General features: G+C 33.0%; 22 protein-coding genes and 1 pseudogene. 4 read left to right on the top strand and 19 right to left on the bottom strand.

Annotated elements, in window-relative coordinates; translation table 11 throughout:
- Window positions 1-36 precede the first annotated feature (36 nt).
- Genes BK054_RS18675 through BK054_RS18490 form a run of 3 tightly spaced genes read right to left on the bottom strand, consistent with a single transcriptional unit; the run spans window position 37 to window position 965 of the window.
- On the bottom strand, window positions 37-252 hold the full coding sequence (locus tag BK054_RS18675; protein ID WP_225581824.1) for a hypothetical protein: 216 nt from the start codon (window positions 250-252) through the stop codon (window positions 37-39).
- A 31-nt stretch (window positions 253-283) separates the two neighbouring features.
- Entirely contained in the window at window positions 284-472 is a 189-nt protein-coding gene (locus tag BK054_RS18680; protein WP_006258113.1) for a nucleotidyl transferase AbiEii/AbiGii toxin family protein, read from the bottom strand.
- A complete protein-coding gene (locus tag BK054_RS18490; RefSeq protein WP_255404282.1) occupies window positions 462-965 on the bottom strand; it encodes a DUF6088 family protein in 504 nt (167 codons plus the stop codon). Before BK054_RS18490 ends, BK054_RS18680 begins: the two co-directional genes overlap by 11 nt.
- A 405-nt stretch (window positions 966-1,370) precedes the next feature.
- On the opposite strand from BK054_RS18490, the gene BK054_RS15880 reads away from it, so the two are divergent.
- From BK054_RS15880 to BK054_RS15890, 3 genes are read left to right on the top strand one after another with little or no spacing between them, the layout of a single operon-like run.
- Window positions 1,371-1,574: a type II toxin-antitoxin system Y4mF family antitoxin gene (locus BK054_RS15880; protein ID WP_002992043.1), complete on the top strand. Its 204-nt coding sequence runs from the start codon at window positions 1,371-1,373 to the stop codon at window positions 1,572-1,574.
- Window positions 1,574-1,909 (top strand): HipA N-terminal domain-containing protein, encoded by a 336-nt coding sequence (locus BK054_RS15885; protein ID WP_006258117.1) that lies wholly within the window; start codon window positions 1,574-1,576, stop codon window positions 1,907-1,909. Before BK054_RS15880 ends, BK054_RS15885 begins: the two co-directional genes overlap by 1 nt.
- Window positions 1,902-2,828, top strand: a complete 927-nt coding sequence (locus tag BK054_RS15890) for a HipA domain-containing protein (protein ID WP_071307522.1) — start codon at window positions 1,902-1,904, stop codon at window positions 2,826-2,828. Before BK054_RS15885 ends, BK054_RS15890 begins: the two co-directional genes overlap by 8 nt.
- A gap of 592 nt (window positions 2,829-3,420) precedes the next feature.
- Here the strand turns inward: BK054_RS15890 and traN are convergent.
- The 14 genes and pseudogenes from traN to BK054_RS15960 all read right to left on the bottom strand — a co-directional run bounded on the left by traN (window position 3,421) and on the right by BK054_RS15960 (window position 15,024).
- Window positions 3,421-4,293 (bottom strand): conjugative transposon protein TraN, encoded by an 873-nt coding sequence (gene traN, locus BK054_RS15895; RefSeq protein ID WP_071307523.1) that lies wholly within the window; start codon window positions 4,291-4,293, stop codon window positions 3,421-3,423.
- Window positions 4,294-4,322: 29 nt separating this feature from the next.
- Window positions 4,323-5,612: a conjugative transposon protein TraM gene (traM, locus tag BK054_RS15900; RefSeq protein ID WP_071307524.1), complete on the bottom strand. Its 1,290-nt coding sequence runs from the start codon at window positions 5,610-5,612 to the stop codon at window positions 4,323-4,325.
- On the bottom strand, window positions 5,587-5,877 hold the full coding sequence (locus BK054_RS15905; protein ID WP_039329900.1) for a hypothetical protein: 291 nt from the start codon (window positions 5,875-5,877) through the stop codon (window positions 5,587-5,589). Before BK054_RS15905 ends, traM begins: the two co-directional genes overlap by 26 nt.
- 12 nt (window positions 5,878-5,889) lie before the next feature.
- Window positions 5,890-6,513, bottom strand: coding sequence for a conjugative transposon protein TraK (traK, locus tag BK054_RS15910; protein ID WP_006258122.1), 624 nt, complete (start codon window positions 6,511-6,513; stop codon window positions 5,890-5,892).
- A 16-nt stretch (window positions 6,514-6,529) separates the two neighbouring features.
- The gene (gene traJ / locus BK054_RS15915) at window positions 6,530-7,522 is read right to left on the bottom strand and encodes a conjugative transposon protein TraJ (RefSeq protein ID WP_071307525.1); all 993 of its coding nucleotides are present in this window, start codon (window positions 7,520-7,522) and stop codon (window positions 6,530-6,532) included.
- 2 nt (window positions 7,523-7,524) lie between these two features.
- Complete coding sequence (locus BK054_RS15920) at window positions 7,525-8,157, bottom strand: DUF4141 domain-containing protein (RefSeq protein WP_071307526.1); 633 nt, start codon at window positions 8,155-8,157, stop codon at window positions 7,525-7,527.
- Window positions 8,158-8,221: 64 nt separating this feature from the next.
- Window positions 8,222-10,717, bottom strand: coding sequence for a TraG family conjugative transposon ATPase (locus BK054_RS15925; RefSeq protein ID WP_071307527.1), 2,496 nt, complete (start codon window positions 10,715-10,717; stop codon window positions 8,222-8,224).
- Window positions 10,701-11,045 carry a DUF4133 domain-containing protein gene (locus tag BK054_RS15930; RefSeq protein ID WP_006263907.1) on the bottom strand — a complete coding sequence of 115 codons (345 nt, stop codon included), beginning with the start codon at window positions 11,043-11,045 and terminating at the stop codon, window positions 10,701-10,703. Before BK054_RS15930 ends, BK054_RS15925 begins: the two co-directional genes overlap by 17 nt.
- A 10-nt stretch (window positions 11,046-11,055) precedes the next feature.
- Window positions 11,056-11,364, bottom strand: a complete 309-nt coding sequence (locus tag BK054_RS15935) for a DUF4134 domain-containing protein (protein ID WP_071307528.1) — start codon at window positions 11,362-11,364, stop codon at window positions 11,056-11,058.
- Between the two features lie 189 nt (window positions 11,365-11,553).
- On the bottom strand, window positions 11,554-12,153 hold the full coding sequence (locus tag BK054_RS15940) for an IS4 family transposase (protein ID WP_255404283.1): 600 nt from the start codon (window positions 12,151-12,153) through the stop codon (window positions 11,554-11,556).
- A 21-nt stretch (window positions 12,154-12,174) separates the two neighbouring features.
- A pseudogene (gene tnpA, locus BK054_RS15945) lies at window positions 12,175-12,629 on the bottom strand (IS200/IS605 family transposase).
- A 153-nt stretch (window positions 12,630-12,782) separates the two neighbouring features.
- The gene (gene tatC / locus BK054_RS15950) at window positions 12,783-13,376 is read right to left on the bottom strand and encodes a twin-arginine translocase subunit TatC (protein ID WP_394798175.1); all 594 of its coding nucleotides are present in this window, start codon (window positions 13,374-13,376) and stop codon (window positions 12,783-12,785) included.
- A gap of 221 nt (window positions 13,377-13,597) precedes the next feature.
- Window positions 13,598-14,416: an alpha/beta hydrolase gene (locus BK054_RS15955; RefSeq protein WP_006263913.1), complete on the bottom strand. Its 819-nt coding sequence runs from the start codon at window positions 14,414-14,416 to the stop codon at window positions 13,598-13,600.
- Between the two features lie 296 nt (window positions 14,417-14,712).
- Window positions 14,713-15,024, bottom strand: coding sequence for a hypothetical protein (locus tag BK054_RS15960; RefSeq protein WP_006263914.1), 312 nt, complete (start codon window positions 15,022-15,024; stop codon window positions 14,713-14,715).
- A 289-nt stretch (window positions 15,025-15,313) separates the two neighbouring features.
- Between BK054_RS15960 and BK054_RS15965 the strand changes: the two genes are divergently transcribed.
- Window positions 15,314-17,617 (top strand): hypothetical protein, encoded by a 2,304-nt coding sequence (locus BK054_RS15965; RefSeq protein WP_071307529.1) that lies wholly within the window; start codon window positions 15,314-15,316, stop codon window positions 17,615-17,617.
- A 194-nt stretch (window positions 17,618-17,811) separates the two neighbouring features.
- Here the strand turns inward: BK054_RS15965 and BK054_RS15970 are convergent, their stop codons facing one another.
- Both BK054_RS15970 and BK054_RS18685 read right to left on the bottom strand, forming a co-directional pair.
- Window positions 17,812-18,804 carry a hypothetical protein gene (locus tag BK054_RS15970; RefSeq protein ID WP_071307530.1) on the bottom strand — a complete coding sequence of 331 codons (993 nt, stop codon included), beginning with the start codon at window positions 18,802-18,804 and terminating at the stop codon, window positions 17,812-17,814.
- A 214-nt stretch (window positions 18,805-19,018) separates the two neighbouring features.
- Window positions 19,019-19,309: a helix-turn-helix domain-containing protein gene (locus tag BK054_RS18685; RefSeq protein WP_232234298.1), complete on the bottom strand. Its 291-nt coding sequence runs from the start codon at window positions 19,307-19,309 to the stop codon at window positions 19,019-19,021.
- Between the last annotated feature and the right edge of the window lie 566 nt (window positions 19,310-19,875).

The raw sequence follows: 19,875 nt of genomic DNA on the forward strand, positions 1-19,875 counted from the left end.
TGGGCGTAACACCTTACGCCTATATGATTGTGGATGTTATCTGTGTGACACGGTTGATAAATCGTCTCTACATTGACGTGCTGTGTGCTTAATTTCATATAAATTCGGATCTACTCCCAACTCAGTTAATTGATGTATTAACTCTTCTCTAAATTCATTAATAATAAATCCTCCAGAAGCTTTTCTAAGTTTTTTAATTTGTGTTTTAGAATCAAGCTTACCAAACCCCAGCAAACGCTGGTCAATAATCAAATCAATATCTTCTGAAAATCACTGTATTAAATTATAAGCCCTTACTCAGAGAAGTTCCTCCTTTAAATATAATAGAATCTGCATACTTAGATTGAAATATTGCCTTTAAAAGAATACAAACCCACCAATCTTTCTCTATTACAAAAGCTGGTAGTCCATAAACAACTTCAGCTTTTTTTAGTACAGCAACTCTTTGTTCTTCAGATAAATTAATCCACATACTCCTGTTTATAATAAAGTTTTTTAATTTCTTTTTGAATCCAAACCGGAGCAAATTTCAATTGAGATTCTACCACTTGTTGATCTATTTTATCAACAGCTAATTTAATCGCATTTAAAAAAGAATCCGTAATTTCTCTTTGCCCCTTCTCTTTAAAAGCCTGTACTACTAAATGTAACAGATCATCTTTTATCATAAGGTTTTTAGGGACAGTTCTCTTAAAATTAATCTTCCTATTTCCAACCTTAATTTCTCTTTGAGATCCTTTAGTCAAATAAACAGTCTTTAAGGGGATCTGGGTTGTTAATCCTAATAGATACAACGCTAATACACCAGTTGGCGCTATACGCACCTTATCTCTTTTTGCAATCTCATTTTCAATTTCCTCTATACTAGGATAAATTGTTCCTAATAAAGAATCTTGCTTTGGTTTTATATAAATACCATGGGTTAATCGTTCAATAAGGTTTTCTTTTTCTAAACGAGAGAGTATTTGTCAAATATTGTCAGCTGTACCATATTTAACAAAATCAATAGCGAAAAAAATTTCTCCACGCTTAGATTTAGAAATCTTATCTACTATCTGATTACTAATAGATTCATTCATAAAAAAAGATTTACATTTGTCACAAATTTAATCAAATCCTTCCGCAGGTCAATCACCCTTCTAATAAGCCTTTCCAAACAGTAAAGCCTTTGTTGTTATTTGAATAATCGTGGACAATTCCTAAAAAAGTAATAGGATTAGTATCTAAATAGACCATTTGAAGGAAAAAACGCTTTATTTAATTCATAAAATACCACCTATCGGGTATAAAATATTGAATCTCACACAAACTATACCCGAAGGGGTATTATTCCATTTTTTATGTATATTTATACCTGAAAAGGTATAGATATGGATTCAATACAAGTATTTGTAAAGCAAAAGCGAAAAGAATTAAAGCTTACGCAAGAAGATTTAGCCCTAAATGCTGGTGTAGGCTTGCGTTTTGTACGTGATTTAGAACAAGGTAAAAAAACACTCCGTTTAGACAAAGTAAACGATGTGTTAGCTTTATTTGGTAAAGAAGTTGGTGTAATTGATCAAACTAGAGAATAATGGCACGACAAGCTAAAATATACTTTCAAGATCAGTTAGCTGGTTATCTCCTGGAAGGAGATGATGGATATTCCTTTTACTATAATCAAGATTATCTAAGAACACCTCATCCGCATCCAATTAGCCTAACGCTCCCCCTATCTGAAGAAACCTATCATAGCAATGTACTCTTTCCTTTTTTCGATGGGTTAATTCCTGAAGGATGGCTATTAGATATCGGAGAAAAACATTGGAAGCTCAATCCCCGAGATCGATTTGAATTATTAATCAACTTATGTAGAGACACTATTGGAGCGGTCTCAATTTATCCGATGGAGGCGGCAAATCATGAATAACTGTTTATTTTGTTATAAGCCTGTTGAAACAGGCGAATATCATACTACTTGTTCGAAGAAGTTCTTTGGCACTACAAAAGTTCCTATATTAGAATTAGATAAAGAAAAATTAGATAAGTTAGCACAAATAACGGTAAACGAACGATTAGCGTTAACAGGGGTACAACCTAAGATATCCTTAAGTTTAAACAGTGAAAACGGTAGTAAACGATTAACCTTAGTCAGTTTATGGGGGGATTATATCCTCAAGCCTCAATCTCCTAATTTTGCTTTTATGCTACAAGTAGAAGACTTGACCATGCACCTAGCTAAGCTATTTAAAATTGAAACCGCACAACATGCTTTGATTCGCACCTCTACCGGTGAGCTGGCTTATATTACCAAGCGTTTTGATCGAGTGAAAAACAAAAAAATTCATGTAGAAGATTTATGTCAGTTATCAGAATTGTTAACTGAACAAAAATACAAAAGCTCCTATGAGCGTGTAGGGAAGATCATTAAACGATACGCTACCAATTCGGGCTTAGATACAATCAAATACTTTAGACTTGTCTTGTTTAGCTTTATAACAGGTAATAACGACATGCACCTAAAGAACTTCTCTTTAATGCACACAGATAAGGGTATCTTATTTTCTCCAGCGTATGACCTTTTAAATCTGAATTTAGTCTTTCCTGATGAAAAAGAAGATTTAGCACTAACCCTAAGTGGTCGTAAGAAAAAGATTAAACAAGTAAACTTTGATGAACTTGCAATGAGTTTAGGTATTACAGCAATTGTAAGGAATAATATCTATAAAGATTTCTCTAAGCAAGCTAATAAAGTATATGACTTAATAGATCGAAGCTTTTTAACTGATGAGTACAAAGAAGAATATAAAACAATCTTTACTAAAAAGTTGAAACAGATTGGATTGTAGAGAAAAGGTTAATCAGGAAGAAAATACTAGAAAATAAATATACAACACTCATTTATCTCAGGACAAAAAAAGTATTCTTGTGGAAATTGAAATCGAAAATAACCTGTCCAAATCGAAAAATTCACTTCCGTTTTTATTGTGAATTATTCAACCAAAACAACAATATTTTCTCATTTATCTGTTAAAACCCATCCGTTGATTTTCCTTTAAAATACTTTAAAAAAGTGTTGTGCAAAAAAACAAGGTTACCCCCCTATGAATGCTAGGATATTGATACTATTAAGCCTATCACAATCAAGAATCATGGCAATAGGCTTATGAGTGTATTTAAACTTGGACTTGACTACTTATCAAGATTATTGCTGTCTAAAAATAAGTACAATCCTCTAAATATCAATTGCTTTAGATTTTTGTCGTGTACTTAGGAAAAACTTATATTATATTCTTAAGGTAAACTAAAATAATCAGTTGAAGATCAGGAATAAGAATCATCCATACAAAGTTAAAAAAAACAAAGTGGGACTAGTCTTTATAAGATAGCCCCACTTTAAATTCTCTTAAGATCTAATAAAATATTATACTATGTATAAAACTATATTCTTAACAATTCAATCTGTTTACTGCTTAATACATTGTGTTTTAGCACTCTTATTTTTTGATTTCTCACTCCATTCTTCTCATTAATTTCAATTAAAAGCATTTGTTTATCTGATAGGGTAAACTGATCTAACATAAATACATTGTCTTGTTTACTTTGAATATTGATAGTTTGAGCATCACTATAGCTTCTAATGGGCTTTAAACTCATTTCTTGCATAGTGGTTCGTTTAGAGGTCCTTCTGTCTTTTATTCTAAAACTAATATAGTCAACTTCATAGGGTAGATTGCTTTTATTGTTAATAGAAAGATGAAAGTAGAGTTTACCATCTTGAGTGTAGATACTTTTCAGCCTTGCTTCTACCCCGTAGCTTTTGCTTTTAATATTTAGCTCTTTCTTGTTCCTTTTGATGATTGCTTTCATAAAAAGATCTGCTAGAGTTGGACTGGTGTCCCCTAAGTCTTTAAATAACACTTCGCTTTGCTGTTTACTGTTTTGATTTTCAAACTTGGTTAAGTCATAGCTCAGTTGTGTTGGCTCTTCATTGTAAGTAGCACAAAAACTATAGTATTTACCATCGTTTGTAATTACAGTAAAGTTTGTAGGTGAAATATATTCTGTAATCGTTTTTAAACGAAGTACATTTGATGTAACCTCTACTTTACTAGCTATAATTTCACTACTTCCTAAATCTACGTATTCAACGCTGCTTGGAAACAAGATATGAGTAGTTTTGTTTTGGGTTAGTTCTACCTCATAAGGAGTTACCTCAGCATTAGATAAGTTGATAGACTTGGTATAATTTTGGGAAGTTACTGTGTTTACTGCTAATAAGCATAGTAACATATATTTAATGATTGTTTTCATAATGATTTGTTTTACTTGGTTATTAAATGTTATTCTTTCGGTACAAGAAACAGCTCTTGTCCTTGTTTTAGCGTTACTCTTTGGGCTTTTACTTTCTTTGAAAAGTAACCAGATACTCCTTGAATAAGTCCTTTAGTTAGATCTGAAGCAATTTGGTCGGAAGCAGATCTACTCATAGATATACTCGTTCCTGCTGTTTGTCCCATATTGGCAATGATTTCTTTTGAGGCGCTTATTTCTTGAAGGTCTAATACCTCTAAGCCTCTTTGCCCATAATTATCATAACCGATAAGCTCTGTATCAATGATACTATCCTCGATCTTAATAGAGTTTACACTAAGCTCTAATCGAGCGTTACTAATCTTTACCTTAGCAATCAGTGTACTTGATTCAGGTAACAGAGCCCCATTTATTACGATTCTTTCTAAGAGTCTTAGTTTGATGTAACCTTCGTTTATAATGACCTGATTTTCTTTAATACTTACCCTTATACTGTTTTTATGGTTCTGTGTTTTACGTTCTCCTTCTGCTGTATAAAAGGTTTGATTTGATTTAGGATTAATAGGTAAAAAATCCAGTAAACTTGTTGGTTTTACAAGTAAAGATACAATCTCTTTACTTGTTTTATCAAGCACTGTTATGGCCTGTTTTTTACTTGAAATTGTTTTAGCGTTTTTAGTCTTATTTGAAGACGGTAATTCAGTTTGATTTTGACCTCCTGGCAAATACTTTGCTGCCATCTGAAAAGACTTTTCCATAAGTTCTAATTGATTATCCATAGTAATAGGTGTTGGAGTGTCTTTTTCTTGTAATTGTTTCTCTAGCTCTTGTATTTGCTTTTTAAGATTTTCGGTTTCAGAATTTTCAGTACTACTACTGTAAAAACTACCAAGTACATCTTGGCTTTGTTTGTAGTTCTCGTAAGACCGCTCATAGGGCGTGTATGTAGGCTCCTCGTTGTAATTTTTATGATTATAACTGCTAGTTGGCTCCTCTTGCGAATCATTCCAATAGTCTGCTAAGGAGTGCATCTGATTTTCATTTTCTTGCTTTTTCTGTTCCCATAGCTCTTTCTCATAAGCTTTTACTTTATCTGTTGGCATCCCCTTGGTTATCGCCTCAGGAACAGAATCATTGTGAGAGATTAACTCCTTTGCTTCGGGTTTAAACAAAAGGTACATTACCCCTAAAAAGACAATGCCCATTAAAGCAAAGACTATGTGCTTTTTGTGTTTTTCTATAAGATTTTGAATTGTCTTATTTTCTTTGGGTACTTTCTCTATCTGGTGGGTTTTATTTGACAACTGATCTTGATTCATAATATTTTAGTTTAATAATTGAGTGTGATTCTATCTTTTGCCTTTTAAGCAAATACTTAACTGGTTTTATATTACTCTGATCCTCCCTACTTATTGCCTGCTTTATTTTAGAGCTAAAACTTGTCTTTACAATAAAAAGACAAACTACCCCGTAAAGAGTAAAAGCGGTAAGTAATAAAACTCGTTGTCTTTTTATAGAGAGGTTATTCCAGTAAGCTTGTAGTTTACTTAAATAACTATGTCTTAAAAGTTGTAGCTTCTTCATAATCTTGTTTTTTTAACGTTTAACAACTTCTAAGTCTTTGTTCTCTACAACTGTAAACTTTTCGATAATAAATCCTTGCGGGTTATTATCAGACCGTACAGCTGAGATAAGCTGACTACTTGTAACAAGATTTCTTTTAGTTAGGTTACTAGATCGTATGATATACTGCGTTGCATAGGTTAGCGTCTTATAGGGATAGGTGTTAAAATCTATTTTAATACTATCCACCTCAATTCGTTGCTGAATATTTCCTGAAATGACTCTGCTGTAATATCCTTTTTCAAGTAAGTCTTTATAATAGTCAAAGGCGGTTTTATCAGATAGATTAAACGCTCTTTGCATATTACCCTCAATGGCTGATTTTTCAGGTGAGAGAGTAAAGAACAGCTCGTGAAAGCGTCTTACGTGCTCTCTTGCCTCTACTGGCCTATTTATACTTGCGTCTTGAGACAGAGCAAGCATAAGGGATTTACCTTTGTCAAGCACATAGATCTTCTCTCGTTGCTCTTTAGCAAAATCATAGCTTTTGTAAATAGCGAATCCTACTACTATAAGGCAAACAACTGCAAATACAATAGCGTAGAGCCGAATCTGCACAAAACTATTTTCTATATTTCGAAGTGATTTAAATTCCATATTTAAAGTGTTTAAATTATTTAATTAGTCTACCTGTTATATTTCCCGAGGTAGCCCCAACTGCCGCCGAGCTAATATTACCTGTTTTAAGCGCAGATTGATTTACATTACGAAGAAAGCCCGAGCCTCCACTGGCTTGAATAATCCAACTTGTCACTGTAGGAATTGTAAAGTATCCCACAATGCCAATGATCATAAAAATCACATATATCGTGTTTGAGGTATCAGGGATAAAACTTGGATCTGAAAGCAACAGCATATCCCTTTCAAGAATTAAGGATTGTATTCTAGCTAACATTGCGCTAAATAAATCCGCTACAGGAAGCCAGAGATACACACTGATATACCGCGTGAGCCATTGTAAGAGCGTAGATTCAAAACCACTCCAAATGGAGATGGCAAATGCAATAGGTCCTAATATGGATAGCACAATTAAAAAGAAGGTTCGAATCGTGTCTATAATTAAAGCTGAAGCCTGAAAAAGCATCTCTAGTATTTCTCTAAAAGCATCTCTTAGATTCTTTTGAAAGTCATATTGCCATTTCTCTAAATACATTCCTGTCATAGTGGCTAGATCCGAGGGAGACCAGCCAAGCTCGTTAAGTTTTTTATCAAAGGCCTCATCTGAAATTAAATAAGCAGCCTCAGGATTTCTTAGCATCGCTTCTTTTTCTAAAATATCTTTCTGTTTTTGTAAAGAAATTAGATCTATAACCTGGGTTTCTAATATCTGATGCGTTCCCTTTACAACTGGACTTAAGACCGTGTTTAAAGTTCCTAGAACAAGTGTGGGAAAAAACATAATACAAATCCCCAACGCAAATGGCCTTAGCATCGGATACACGTCAATAGATTCTGCTCTTGCCAGGGCTTGCCATACTTTAATGCCAATGAAAAAAAGCGCTCCAAGACCTGCTAAACTCTTAGCCACAGATACCATCTGACTTGTAAGTGGCATCATATCATAGTAGAGGTTTTGTAAAACCTCATGAAGATTACTCTCACCCATAACTACCAGTATTTTTGATTAGAAGTGCCGTATAAATCAAACACTCTTTGGCTATTGTTTTTCTTTTTAGCCCTTAAAATGCTGATACCAATATTCTTTCTAGTATAATAGCTCACAAGGTTGTGATAGTCTTTTACCTCTTTGTAAACTCTATCTATAACATCCATGCGTTCTTTATCATTTAAAGAAAGACTCGAGGCGCTTATAATCTGCTTGAGCTCTTTGATAAGCTCTGTGCTTTCTTGAAGAAGCACGGAATACCCATTAGCTATAGCTACAAGTTCCTGAGGGGAAAAGTTTGGATCATTAAGCATCTTGCCAAAGTTTTTGACATATAGCTCTGAAACGTCCCCTACTAAAAGCACTGTCTGCTGAACTTTCCTTGCATCTTTAACTAGGTTATTAACCGATTGAAGTTTATCGTAATATTCCTTACCCTGTTTATAGACCTTTTCTACTTCCTTGAAGTTTTTAATAACATTACTCACTGTAGCAGAAGTTTGTCTTATTTCATTAGCACTATTTATAATACCTTGGGCTAAATTTCCAGGGTCATATACTGTCCACTGGGCATAATTCTTTATTGGCAGAACCAGTAGCATCGCTACCACAACTACCTGCAATAATTTTTTCATTGTAATATGTTTTTAATTGATTGTTTACTCTTTTGTCCTTAAAGAAGTTGGGGTAGAGTATAGTCTATTTTTGTTGTTTTTCTTGTACAAGGCGTTTTATAGCCATCTCTAGATTACCATCAAGCTCTTTAGATAGGTTCATTACCTTAAGTTTTTCAGTTTCCTCTGTTGTATAAGCCAGGTATTCTGAGTAGCTCACCTCTGTTGCATACACTCCTGATTGCATACCGCCAAGGCCAATCCATACTTCTTTGTAAAGGCGATTTGGATTATTGTTTAAGTTTATTGAAAGTATCTGAGCTTTTTCTTTGTCAGTAAGTCCAAGCATAGCTTGTATATCATCAAACTTATTGATGTACTTGCGCTGATCAAGTAAGATCTTACAGTCAGAATTATTGATAATACTCTCCTTGACAATCGGGGATTGAATAATATCATCAACCTCTTGAGTAACCACAATTGCCTCTCCAAAGAACTTTCTAACGGTTTTAAAAAGGTAGCGTAGATAATCTGCCATCCCCTCTTTAGCTATAGCCTTCCAAGCCTCTTCAATTAAAATTAGCTTGCGCTTTCCTTTAAGACGTCGCATCTTATTTATAAATACTTCCATGATGATAATAGTAACTATGGGGAAAAGGATTTTGTGATCTTTGATTAAATCTATCTCAAAGACGATAAAGCGTTTATTAAGTAAATCAAGCTCACTTTCTGAATTTAACAAATAGTCATACTCCCCGCCTTTGTAGTAAGGCTCTAGTACATTTAAAAAGTTATAGAGGTCAAAGTCTTTTTCTCTAACCTGTTTTTGTTCTAACTCTTTTTTATAACCCGTTTTGATATACTCATAAAATGTGTTGAAGCTAGGTTTTATATCGCTATTTTGAAGACACCCAATATAGCCACTAACGGCGTTTGAAAGCGCTACTTCTTCCGATCTTGAGGGTGGCTGGTCATCCCGCTTCCAAAGCGTTAAGATAAGAGTTTTAATACTCTCTCTTTTTTCAATATCAAACACCCCATCCTGGGTATAAAAAGGATTAAAAGCAATTGGGTTTTCTTCGGTGTATGTAAAATACAGCCCATCTTTCCCTTTTGTCTTTGCTTTAATTAGTTCGCATAACCCTTGATAAGAGTTTCCTGTATCTACTAAGAGTACATGGGCGTTTTGTTCATAATACTGCCTTACCATATGATTGGTAAAAAAACTCTTACCACTTCCCGAAGGTCCCAAGATAAACTTGTTGCGGTTGGTGATAATTCCCTTTTTCATAGGTAGATCCGAGATATCTAGATGAATCGGTTTACCAGTAAGCCGATCCGCCATCTTTATTCCAAAGGGAGATAGTGAGTTTTGATAACTAGTCTCCCCTGTAAATAAGCAAAGTGCAGGCTCTATGAAGGTATAAAAGCTCTCTTCACTTGGAAAGTCCCCGCTATTGCCTGGCATACCGGCCCAGTAAAGTGTCGCAGCGTCAACCGTATTGTGTCTTGGTACACATTCCATAGAAGCGATTGCGCTCCCACAGTCATTTTTAAGGGTTTTAAGCTCACTATGATTATCTGACCATGCCATTACATTAAAGTGTGCTTTAATGGATATTAATCCTTTGCTATGAGCTTCATTTAAATATTCTTCTATCCACTGCTTGTTGATTTGATTAGCACGGCTATATCTAGCAAGAGAGTGCATATTCTTAGCTGACTTTTCAAACTGCTTTAAATTAGAGTCGCTATCCTCTAAAAACAAGTACTGATTATAGATGTGATTACAGTTAAGCAAGAGTCCAACGGGCGAGGCAAACGACAAAGCCATGTTGCTTTTATCGGTTGACAGTTTTTCATAATAAGATAAATACGATACCTCAGTAGGCAAGTCATCTGTCCTTGATAGGGTGTGCATCGAAACCCTATTATCTCCTACTCTAACCTCTTCTGCGCTAATGGCAATATCTTGAAGGCTTCCTCTTTTACTAGGACTTAAGGTTAAGTACTGCTCTAAGAGTCCACTTTTATCCTTTGAGCCAATGATATCCTGTTCAGTTAGTTTAATTAAGTGAACTAGTCCACTATCATTTACTATCTTCTCAAATTGAACAGTAGCCTCTAAAAAACTTAAAACCACGTCTTTATCTCTTATTTCTTTAGGAATAAGCTCTGCTCTTGTAAGGGATGAAAAATTGCTCTGACTTTTGATTCGCTCTTTGGTAGTTTTGGTAATAAACAAATAACAGCTGTGATTTAGGTAGGGGCGCTCATTAAAATGCCTTTCAAAGCTTCTGTTTAAATAACTTTGCTGCTCGTCTTTAAAATCCGCCTGATACCTTTCTTTTACAAACCAATCTTGTTTGTGAATCACAGTAAACTCAGGGAGGGTCTTTATCGCCTTATGCCACACACTGTGGATAGTTTCATACTCCTTATCTGAGATGGTAAATATCTCAGGTAAGATTACCTTGTAGCAAACCGTTATATCTGCTTGTTTGGAAACAATACAATTGTTTTCAACCGCTAGAATCGGAAACATCCGCTCTAGGGTGTTTGTCTTAGCTGTATTTCTCATAACTTCTTAGTTTTAAGTTACTACTTAAATACCCTCTAAAATCTTTTCTTGAGATAATATACCTAGGAAAGTATTTTCTGGCTTGAAGCTTCATAAGGCCATACTGACCGTATTTCTTATTTAGTGAAAATACTTTGTAAACAAGATAGCCAGAGGTACAAAGTCCAAGAATTAAACAAATAAGATTGTTTACCCCTGCCATATACAAAACCATAACAAGAAAGAGATTACCTAATAGTGCGCCTGCAAAATAAAACAGGTATTGAGCCTTGAGTCCTTTAAACTCTACGCTCGCTCCAATGCCCTTATTGATACTATACTTTTTCATAAGCACAGTTTTAAAGAAAAAATGAGCGCAATATGGTAGCCGATACAATTAAGAAAATACAAGCTCCAAACCAGCTTGCAGCTGTTTTGCTTGTATCGGGATCACCACTTGAGAATTTGTTATACACTCTTACTCCTCCAATAAGACCAACTACTGCTCCAATAGCATAGATAAGCTTTGTGGCTGGATCAAAATAAGAAGTAACCATCTGGGTAGCCTCAGTGATTCCTGCTACTCCGTTTCCTTGGGCAAAAAGATTACTTGATAAAAATAGTGTTAGACCTAACACTACTACCTTTTGAAATGTTTTTGTTTTCATAAAATTGACATTTTTAGATTATCTATTAAGCACCTTGCTTAATATCTAGATCCAAATGTCTTTGGAAAACTATCTGTTATTAAAACCTTGTATATACAGGCTTTAATTGGCTTTAAATAGCCTTTATTTCAATAGCGTCCTAAATAAATTTAAGGCATAAAGTATCCTCCCACTTTAGTAGGATTAAGGCTATATTTCGCTAAAATTTAAAATAGACCCCCCTTGTTGTAATTTTGGAGGAGGTTTTGCTATCTCATTTAGGGGATTATCTAACCATTTTTGTAGTTCAATTTTAACAAAAAGGTTTAAACGTATAAAAGCGACTAAATTAGATAAATGCCATCCAAATTGAGACTGAGCACGCAGAGCTTTCAGTATTAAAATAGTGATAAGTGCAGTCCAAATTTGTATCATTACAGCATTTTCAGAAGTTCCTATAAAAGACTTAATATGCAGAAGTTGTTTAAGGTCTCTAAAGAATATTTCCACCATCCATCTACTTTTATAAAGCTCACTAATTGTATTAGCAGTACAGGTAAATTGATTTGTGATAAACTCTATAACTTGCTCATTTTCTTGATCCCATACAGCTACTCGTCTTAGTTTATTAGAATATACTTGTGATGACCTAGTATTAGTTAGTATGATTATCTCATCTTTTAAAATATTTTGATGTCTATTCTCTGGTAGTTCCAGCTCTTTAATTGTTTCAAATTTTAAGTTGTCTTTATGTCTAATGACAAAGAATACTTGTTTGCTGTCCCAGACATGTAAAAGGCTAAAATCAATGAACTACCTCGAGGTATCGCGTTACTCAAAAGATAGTAGTAACTGATTTTTGTTGAACGATTTATATACAGTGTTGTCTTCTCCTTGATTTTGAATATATTTCTTAATTACATCCTCATTACCATATTGACCAACTGTATTTACATAATATCCACTTGTCCAAAAATTACCTCTCCATAACTGGTGTTTTACTTCTGGATGTATTCGAAAAATCTCTTTGGCAGTTATACTCTTAACTGTTCTAACAATAATCTCATCAGAAATTTTTGGCACACTTTGAATCAAAAAATGTACATGATTTTCATCTGCTCTGATTTCAACAAAATGAATTTCATAACGTTCTGAAATCTTTCTACAAACTTCAACTAAACTAATTTCTACATCCTCTGATAAAACATTTCTACGGTATTTTATAGGACAAACTAAATGATAGAGCAGCAAGCTTTTATTATTCTTTTGAAAATATGTTCACTCATCAAACAAATATACTAATCTTTACTTGTCTACCCCGAGGCAGAGTCTCGAGGAAATCTTTTGATTATACATTACGATGTATATTTAAACTATGCAAGTTTAATTAATATTTATAGCAAATACGATAATATATTATTCTGTAATGTGATTAGACTTCATAAACTTTGAAAAAAAATACTCACTTCATACAATAAAACTAATGGTATAACCAAAATAACTTGACTCAATACATCTGGAGGTGTAATAATTGCTAATGAAACTAAAATCAAAACATAAGCATATCTGCGATAACCTTTGAGTATATCTGTTGATAAAATTCCCATCTTGTATAATACTAGAATGACAACTGGCAAAACAAACACAATACCTGATGCTAGTATGGTGGTTCTAACAAGAGAAATATATGAGGTAAGATCGATTTGGTTGGCAACAATACTACTAATCTCTATATTCATAAAAAAATGAATAGATAAAGGAACTATAATCAAATATCCAAACAAGACACCTATAAAAAATAAAAGACTTGTGATTGTTACAAATACAATACTGTATCTTGTCTTACTATTATATAATTTAGGTTGTACAAGTTTCCAAATTTGATACAAAATCCAAGGAAATGAAGCTATTAGTCCAAAGGTAAAACTAGTCCAAATCATAATCATTAACTGACCATCCATTTTTCGATTTTGAATATCAAAATCAATCCCTTCCATATACAATGATGAACTCAAATTAAAAAAATCTATCAAAGAACGATGCCAAATATAAATAGGAAAATTAGGGTTCTTAGGAGCAAATAATATTTGCTCAAAAATAAAGTTAGTATATAAAAAACGCTATGCTACTACATAAGACAATTCCAATAAAACACTTGATTAAAAACTTCTTAAAAGTCCAACAAAATTTAAAAATGTCTTTTTCTTAATACCTCTATCCATATCTTATTATAAAATACTAAACTACTGCTATTTTAATTATTTAATATCCAAATTAGGGCTTGTTTTTTAGTTGCTCTAAATATAGTTGTATGTCCTTCATTTGGCTCATCTACATAGTGCCACACTAAATTCTTATTTTCATTTTCTGCTAAAATAGTAGCCAACTTATTTGTATAGAGAGAAATATCAGCAGCATTCGATCCTGCAAACCAAAGCTTTCTTTTTACCGCATTATTTTGATTTAAACTAGCTTTTGCGGTTCTAACTAAATAATGATTATTCCACCATAATGAAGGGTCAAAGGCGATATAATTTGCAAACATGGCGGGTTCAACAAAAAAGGTTTCCATCACAAACAAACCTGAAGCAGATTCTCCTAATATCGTTTTTTCTTCTTTGGTTCTATATCTTTTATCGATTTCCTTAAATAACTCTTCTTTAATAAAGGCTCTAAACTGATTAGAACCTCCTACCTCTGGTGCAATTTCTTTATCTTTTGCAACAGTTGTAAATCCTGTCAAATCTCTTCTTCTTTGTGTATTTTCAATTCCAACTAAGATTACAGCAGGAATTTTTTGCTCATTTATAAGTTCTTCTATGGTAGATGCGATATGAGGAAAATCCTCTCCTATTCCTCCATCAGCCATATAGATTACGGACAAAGAATCCTGAGTACTCTCATAATTTTTTGGTGTCCATACATTAATAGTTCTTTCTTCTTTTAATTGATTTGATTCTAGTTTAAAAGTATCATGTTTAGGCACTACATCCTGAATTGTATTCTTATAACCACAACTTGCTAATAAAATGGTATAGCATAAACTTAACAAAAACATAATTTTAAATTTCATTTTAGCGTATTTTTTTTGATTCACAAAATTATTTCAATCTTAGATTCAATAAGTAAATGCAACAGTATTTAAAAGTTGAATTCACGAATAAAAAAACAGTAATTAATACCATTAACCTATTAATTTCACTATTTTTGAATGTGAGAAATCTCATTCTTTATTTTTACTACTGTAATTCTAAATTAGATAAAAATAATTTTATTCAATATTAGAGATTTACAGCACTAAACTAGTTCTCCTTATTTACTAGTTGTCTTTAAAAGGAGAAAGTCTTTTGGGCTTTCTCTTTTTTACTACTATAGCCTCAATAAACTTAATAAAAATAAAACTGCTACGATTAAACCTGAATAGCTAAAAAACTTGACAAAACGATTAAAATCATAAAATAAAGTTTGTCCGTCAATAAGATTAACAATCATTAAAATAGTACAAGTAATAATTACTATTATCAAAAATAACATAGGAGCTGCAATATAAGATATTATATTGGCTGCAGCCCGTTCATTTGTTCTACTAAAGTCAAAGAAACTAAGTAGCATTCCCAAGACACAAAGCACTGTTAAAACAATAGCTATAACATAACCCACATTTCTAAATAAACTCCCCATTTTTATTAAATTTTTCTTTGTTTATACACCATACTAGATGTACCACTATTTTAAAATCACACCCTAAATAATACATTATATATCAATAACATAGTTTAAATAAAAACTCAAAAAGATCGACTTACTTCTTTCTAACTCCTGTATTAATATCACCTAATTCAGTGAATAATATGTCTAAACAAAATATTTACTTTGATCCATAAATATTTTTTACCATTAACTGATTTATACTATTACTCAAAATCCAAAAATAATTTTAAAATCAGAAACGAAAAAAGAAAAAAATAATATGTATAAGTTTATTGAATCATTACCTGAATACTATGCTACTATTCAAAGTCAAACTAACTTTCCTAAAGACTATATCAATGATTTATTTTTGATTGGAAAATGTAGCAAAGACACAAACACAGTTAAAGAAATCAGACAAACTTTAGAGCAAAATGCTAGTGAGAAAGTTATTAAAGCCTTCAAAATTCGAAAAAAACTAATCAAGTCAATTGGTATTCCCCAATGGTACGAGGTTTTTAATACCTTATTAGAATATGCCAATATATCAGATGATTTAGATGTTGATTTTATGTATAGTAAACTAGGGTTTGATGTACTTGACGTTAGGGATAGTCATGACCCAACTACTCTGATTCAAAATCCAATGCTACTAGGGAGATTCCCCTCAGTTAGAATTATCAACATCGAAACCTTAAACTTTGAACAAGGACTACCTGATGTTTTTGACAAATTTACTCAACTTGAAAAGCTAAGCATTGAAGGAGAATATACTATACTTCCAAACTCAATAGAGACCTTAACGACACTAGAGTCTTTGGAATTGGAACTTCCCGAATTGACACATATCGAATTTGACTTTACAAAACTAACCGCTTTAAGGTCTTTAAAGTGTATGGACACCAATTGGCCTACTTCGACACTACCCGTACTACCTAGAAGTATCGAATCAATAGAGTTTTCTTTAGTAAGCACTTTTCAATCAATCGGAGAAGAACTAAATACACTCCCTGAACTTAACAAAATCAAGATTATGAAATGTCCAGATTTTACTACAATAAGTGACAAGTTAAACGTACCTAGCCTAACTGTGTTGAGCCTTTGGAAAAATGATAGACTCCAGCTAATTCATCCTAAGGTAATTTTTAATAGTAAGATTACTTGCTTTTCTGGAGAATTGATCAACTTAGAACAACAATATACTTTTGATTCACTGACAAACCTAGTAGTTTCAGACCAGGCAATATTAATATATCTATGTCAAAACCCTGAATCTTTTCCCAACTTAGAAATGTTAAGTTTTTCTACTATGGAGAACCTTACAGAGATAGAAATGCCTTGGTCCAAATTCAATAAACTAACAAGTGTTAAGTTTGGCAACCTGAATGATGCTAGTGGTTTGTCAAAAAATCTAGAGCAATGTACCTCGCTCGAGCACATTGAATTTGCTAACTACAAGGCTGAGCAATTACCAGAGTCACTTGGACATATCAAGCAGCTTATATCTGTATCCATAGAACAATCTAACAACTTGATCATAGATACTGCTCATTTGCCTAGTGTTATAGGGGAACTTAAAATCGTAAACTGTGCACAGATCAAGATATCTGACAAAGTAATTCACATAAATAAAGCCTCGCTTGAAAACTGTAAGGTTGAAAAACACAGTGATTTATTCAAGTATATAACTACAGAAGACCTCTTGTACTTCCCATTAAAAAACGACACCTATGAAATAGAAGATCTCACTAGCCTAATGCCTCAACCTGATGTCCTGGTTAGCTTGTACACCAACTTACCAATAGAACTATTGACTAGCGCCTTGGTAAACTGTAAAAACCTAACGCTATTAAAGATAAAAAGCAATGCTAACATACCTGATGGTCGCCAGCATTTGCAAGTGGATCATAAGACTAAATTACGCACCTTACAGTTGGAAAACGTTGAGATTGACAACTTAGACCAACTCTTGACACATAGTCCATTACTAGAGTCGATTAGACTCAAAGGCTATGATCACTTCCCTGCTGTCCAATTACCTGTTTTAAAGGTAGTTGACTTGTCCTATTCCAAAATCCCGACATTAGAAGAATTAGACGCGCCAAATTTAGAGGTTGTAGATCTATCCCTGTGTTATGAGTTCGGATTAGCTGGTGCGAATGCTTTGGTTAAATACCCTAAACTCAAAAAACTTAAGCTACAAGGAACTAACGACTCGTTGTGCTATGTGCCTCAAGAACTTACAAGTTTACCACTAGAAGAACTTTACCTATCAGGCTATCAAATAGACATGATACCAACGTATATCGGTCAGTTTAAAGAATTGTGTACACTACACCTTACCAACTTTGATACAGAAGGATTGCCAGAGTCCCTATTAGAACTTAAGCACCTTGAACGTCTTAGTATTGAAGGGTGTGACTTTAGCGAACCTATACCTCCTTCATTTAGATCACTTAAATTGAAGAAATTACAATATACTATTAGTAAATTTAGTGGAGCCAATATGAACCCTAAATATTACAACAACCTCATCACTGATGGATACACTGATCTAGTCAAGTGGTTCACTGATGAAGATTAGTCTAAAAATAACAAGACTTATTACCAAAAAGAAATACTTTTGTATATACAATACTCCCGCATAACGAATCATTAGTTATACGGGAGTTTACTTATCTAACAACTATTTAAAAAGATAACTAGAATTTAAAAAACTAGTTATTCACTTCTTACTTAGCTTACCCTATGAAAACAGAATATATGCAGAATACCTAATTATAAGGATTTACTTGCAAGAAAAGGTTCTTCAGTTTGCTCATCTGTAGGAGCAAACATAATTCCAAGTACCTTAGCACTAAATTCTAAATCGTCAATAGCATAAACTGGTGTAGAAACTCTAGTCTCTAATTCACTATCTGCAATGGTCTTCGCTTCTACTTTTTCAGGTTGAAAAACCATAAAAGGTTCTTCTATTCCATCTACATACATTTCAATTTTCAGAATACCTCCATCCTCCGGAAGATATGTAGAATGAGTAAAGTTTATAGTCTTGTCAAACAGTGGAGAAGTATAAACCAACAACTTGTTATAACCAAATGAAAACTCATTATTTGGATCAGAAGGCGCTTTAATTCGTGTATATTCAATCACATCACAAGCATAATTGCTTACATAAGCTACCTTATCTAATTTTCTTCTATTAAACTCCTTATAGTCAATAGTACTACCTTCTGTATAAGTTTCTCCTTTCGAAGGCGTATATATAGCATAAGCTGTTTGATTTTCAACTGGCATATCAGTAGCAGGAGCCATTGCTTTTAAGTAAACAGACGCTTGATCTTGATCTTCACTGTGAAAATGATCCATCTGCCAAGTTACCCCCTTCGCTTTAGCTAAGACTGTACTATTTTTCACATAGTAATCTGCCTTGGTCATACTCAACATTAATGCAAAAGCAGCCATAGGTTTCTTATCAAAGAAATCTCCCCATGCTAAAAAAGGATTTTCATCTTTTGGCAAATTTGTCATTAGTGTTTGGAACTGTCCATACACGTCCCCTTTTGAATAATCTATTTTATCCAATAGTCCGCCAACATTTATTTCCTTAGTATAAAGACTCATAGTCATCTTTCCTTCCACAAAAGGAGTAGTTACCACTTCACCTGGTACTTCAGGAGTTTCTTTACCAACATTTACAGCATCATTGCTCTCGGTAGAACAAGAAGTCATAATAAACAAGGCGAAAAGGCCTAAAAACATTTTTTTCATATAATACTTACTTTTTACTATTAGGTAAAAATACGTTAATCAGAAATAAATATCAAAACACAAAATAATTCAAAAACATATCTCTTAGTACACGACAAAAGTATTAATTAGTTGATTTTTAAAATAAATAAAGGACGGGATAATTTGTAAAAAAAACTGAAATTCAGTATATTAAAGATTTATTTCTGACATAATGCCTTTAAAAACAAACAGCTCAATAAGGTCGCTTAGACAGTTCTTGATTACGTCTAAAAGTTAAGGGAGTATAACTAGTTTGAATCTTGAAATATCTATTGAAATAAGACACATCTTCATATCCTAAAGAGAAGGCAATTTCTTTTACACTTAAATCACTATAAGCCAACAAGCGCTTTGCCTGAAGTATAAGACGATTAACAATCACGCAACTTGGAGAAATACCACAACCTTCAGTTATACGCTTATTTAGAACATTAGTAGTCACATTTAGTAGTGCTGCATAATCACCTACCTTATGTAAATTCATATAGTTCCGATCTACTAATTGATTAAATTTTCTTGAAAATTCTTGGTATTCAGATAACACTCCCGTATTGTTATTTTCTCGTTTTACCCAAGTCCTAGTTGCCTCAATAATAATATATTTTATCAATATTCTAATTTTCTCTTCACTCCAACTATCAGCTAAATCTTTTTCTCTTTCAATTTCAAGAATATGATTGCACAATACTTCATTTTGTTCTTGTTTTAAATAGACATAGGGAGTTGTTAATACATTACTATACAAAATTCCGTCACACGCTAATTCCTGATCGTGAATTTCTACACAATAAAAATCAGCGTGAAAATAGATTAATTTTCCCTTTGATTGATCTAGAATTTGAAAGGCATGTTCTTCATTAAAAAAAAGAATGCATCTTGTTCACAAGTATAATTGGTAAAATCAATTTGTATTTGGCTCCCTGCTTTCAAGAATAAAATTTTAAAAAAACTACTATACTGTTGGTCTAGATTAGACAAGTCTGTCGTAATATCAATGGAGACAGTTCCAAAATATAAGTGTTTAATCATTAATCATTAACTAAGTGAAGT

The organism is Myroides sp. ZB35 (assembly GCF_001865835.1).
Lineage (GTDB): Bacteria > Bacteroidota > Bacteroidia > Flavobacteriales > Flavobacteriaceae > Flavobacterium > Flavobacterium odoratimimum.

Coding starts and splice junctions, on each gene's coding strand:
- BK054_RS15925 (WP_071307527.1), bottom strand. CDS start 10,717: ATGAGAAATACAGCTAAGACAAACACCCTAGAGCGGATGTTTCCGATT.
- BK054_RS15960 (WP_006263914.1), bottom strand. CDS start 15,024: ATGGGGAGTTTATTTAGAAATGTGGGTTATGTTATAGCTATTGTTTTA.
- BK054_RS15955 (WP_006263913.1), bottom strand. CDS start 14,416: ATGAAATTTAAAATTATGTTTTTGTTAAGTTTATGCTATACCATTTTA.
- BK054_RS15935 (WP_071307528.1), bottom strand. CDS start 11,364: ATGAAAACAAAAACATTTCAAAAGGTAGTAGTGTTAGGTCTAACACTA.
- traM (WP_071307524.1), bottom strand. CDS start 5,612: ATGAATCAAGATCAGTTGTCAAATAAAACCCACCAGATAGAGAAAGTA.
- traK (WP_006258122.1), bottom strand. CDS start 6,513: ATGGAATTTAAATCACTTCGAAATATAGAAAATAGTTTTGTGCAGATT.
- BK054_RS15920 (WP_071307526.1), bottom strand. CDS start 8,157: ATGAAAAAATTATTGCAGGTAGTTGTGGTAGCGATGCTACTGGTTCTG.
- BK054_RS15965 (WP_071307529.1), top strand. CDS start 15,314: ATGTATAAGTTTATTGAATCATTACCTGAATACTATGCTACTATTCAA.
- traN (WP_071307523.1), bottom strand. CDS start 4,293: ATGAAAACAATCATTAAATATATGTTACTATGCTTATTAGCAGTAAAC.
- traJ (WP_071307525.1), bottom strand. CDS start 7,522: ATGGGTGAGAGTAATCTTCATGAGGTTTTACAAAACCTCTACTATGAT.
- BK054_RS15890 (WP_071307522.1), top strand. CDS start 1,902: ATGAATAACTGTTTATTTTGTTATAAGCCTGTTGAAACAGGCGAATAT.
- BK054_RS18685 (WP_232234298.1), bottom strand. CDS start 19,309: ATGAATTTACATAAGGTAGGTGATTATGCAGCACTACTAAATGTGACT.
- BK054_RS15885 (WP_006258117.1), top strand. CDS start 1,574: ATGGCACGACAAGCTAAAATATACTTTCAAGATCAGTTAGCTGGTTAT.
- BK054_RS18680 (WP_006258113.1), bottom strand. CDS start 472: ATGTGGATTAATTTATCTGAAGAACAAAGAGTTGCTGTACTAAAAAAA.
- BK054_RS15880 (WP_002992043.1), top strand. CDS start 1,371: ATGGATTCAATACAAGTATTTGTAAAGCAAAAGCGAAAAGAATTAAAG.
- BK054_RS15930 (WP_006263907.1), bottom strand. CDS start 11,045: ATGAAAAAGTATAGTATCAATAAGGGCATTGGAGCGAGCGTAGAGTTT.
- BK054_RS15905 (WP_039329900.1), bottom strand. CDS start 5,877: ATGAAGAAGCTACAACTTTTAAGACATAGTTATTTAAGTAAACTACAA.
- BK054_RS15970 (WP_071307530.1), bottom strand. CDS start 18,804: ATGAAAAAAATGTTTTTAGGCCTTTTCGCCTTGTTTATTATGACTTCT.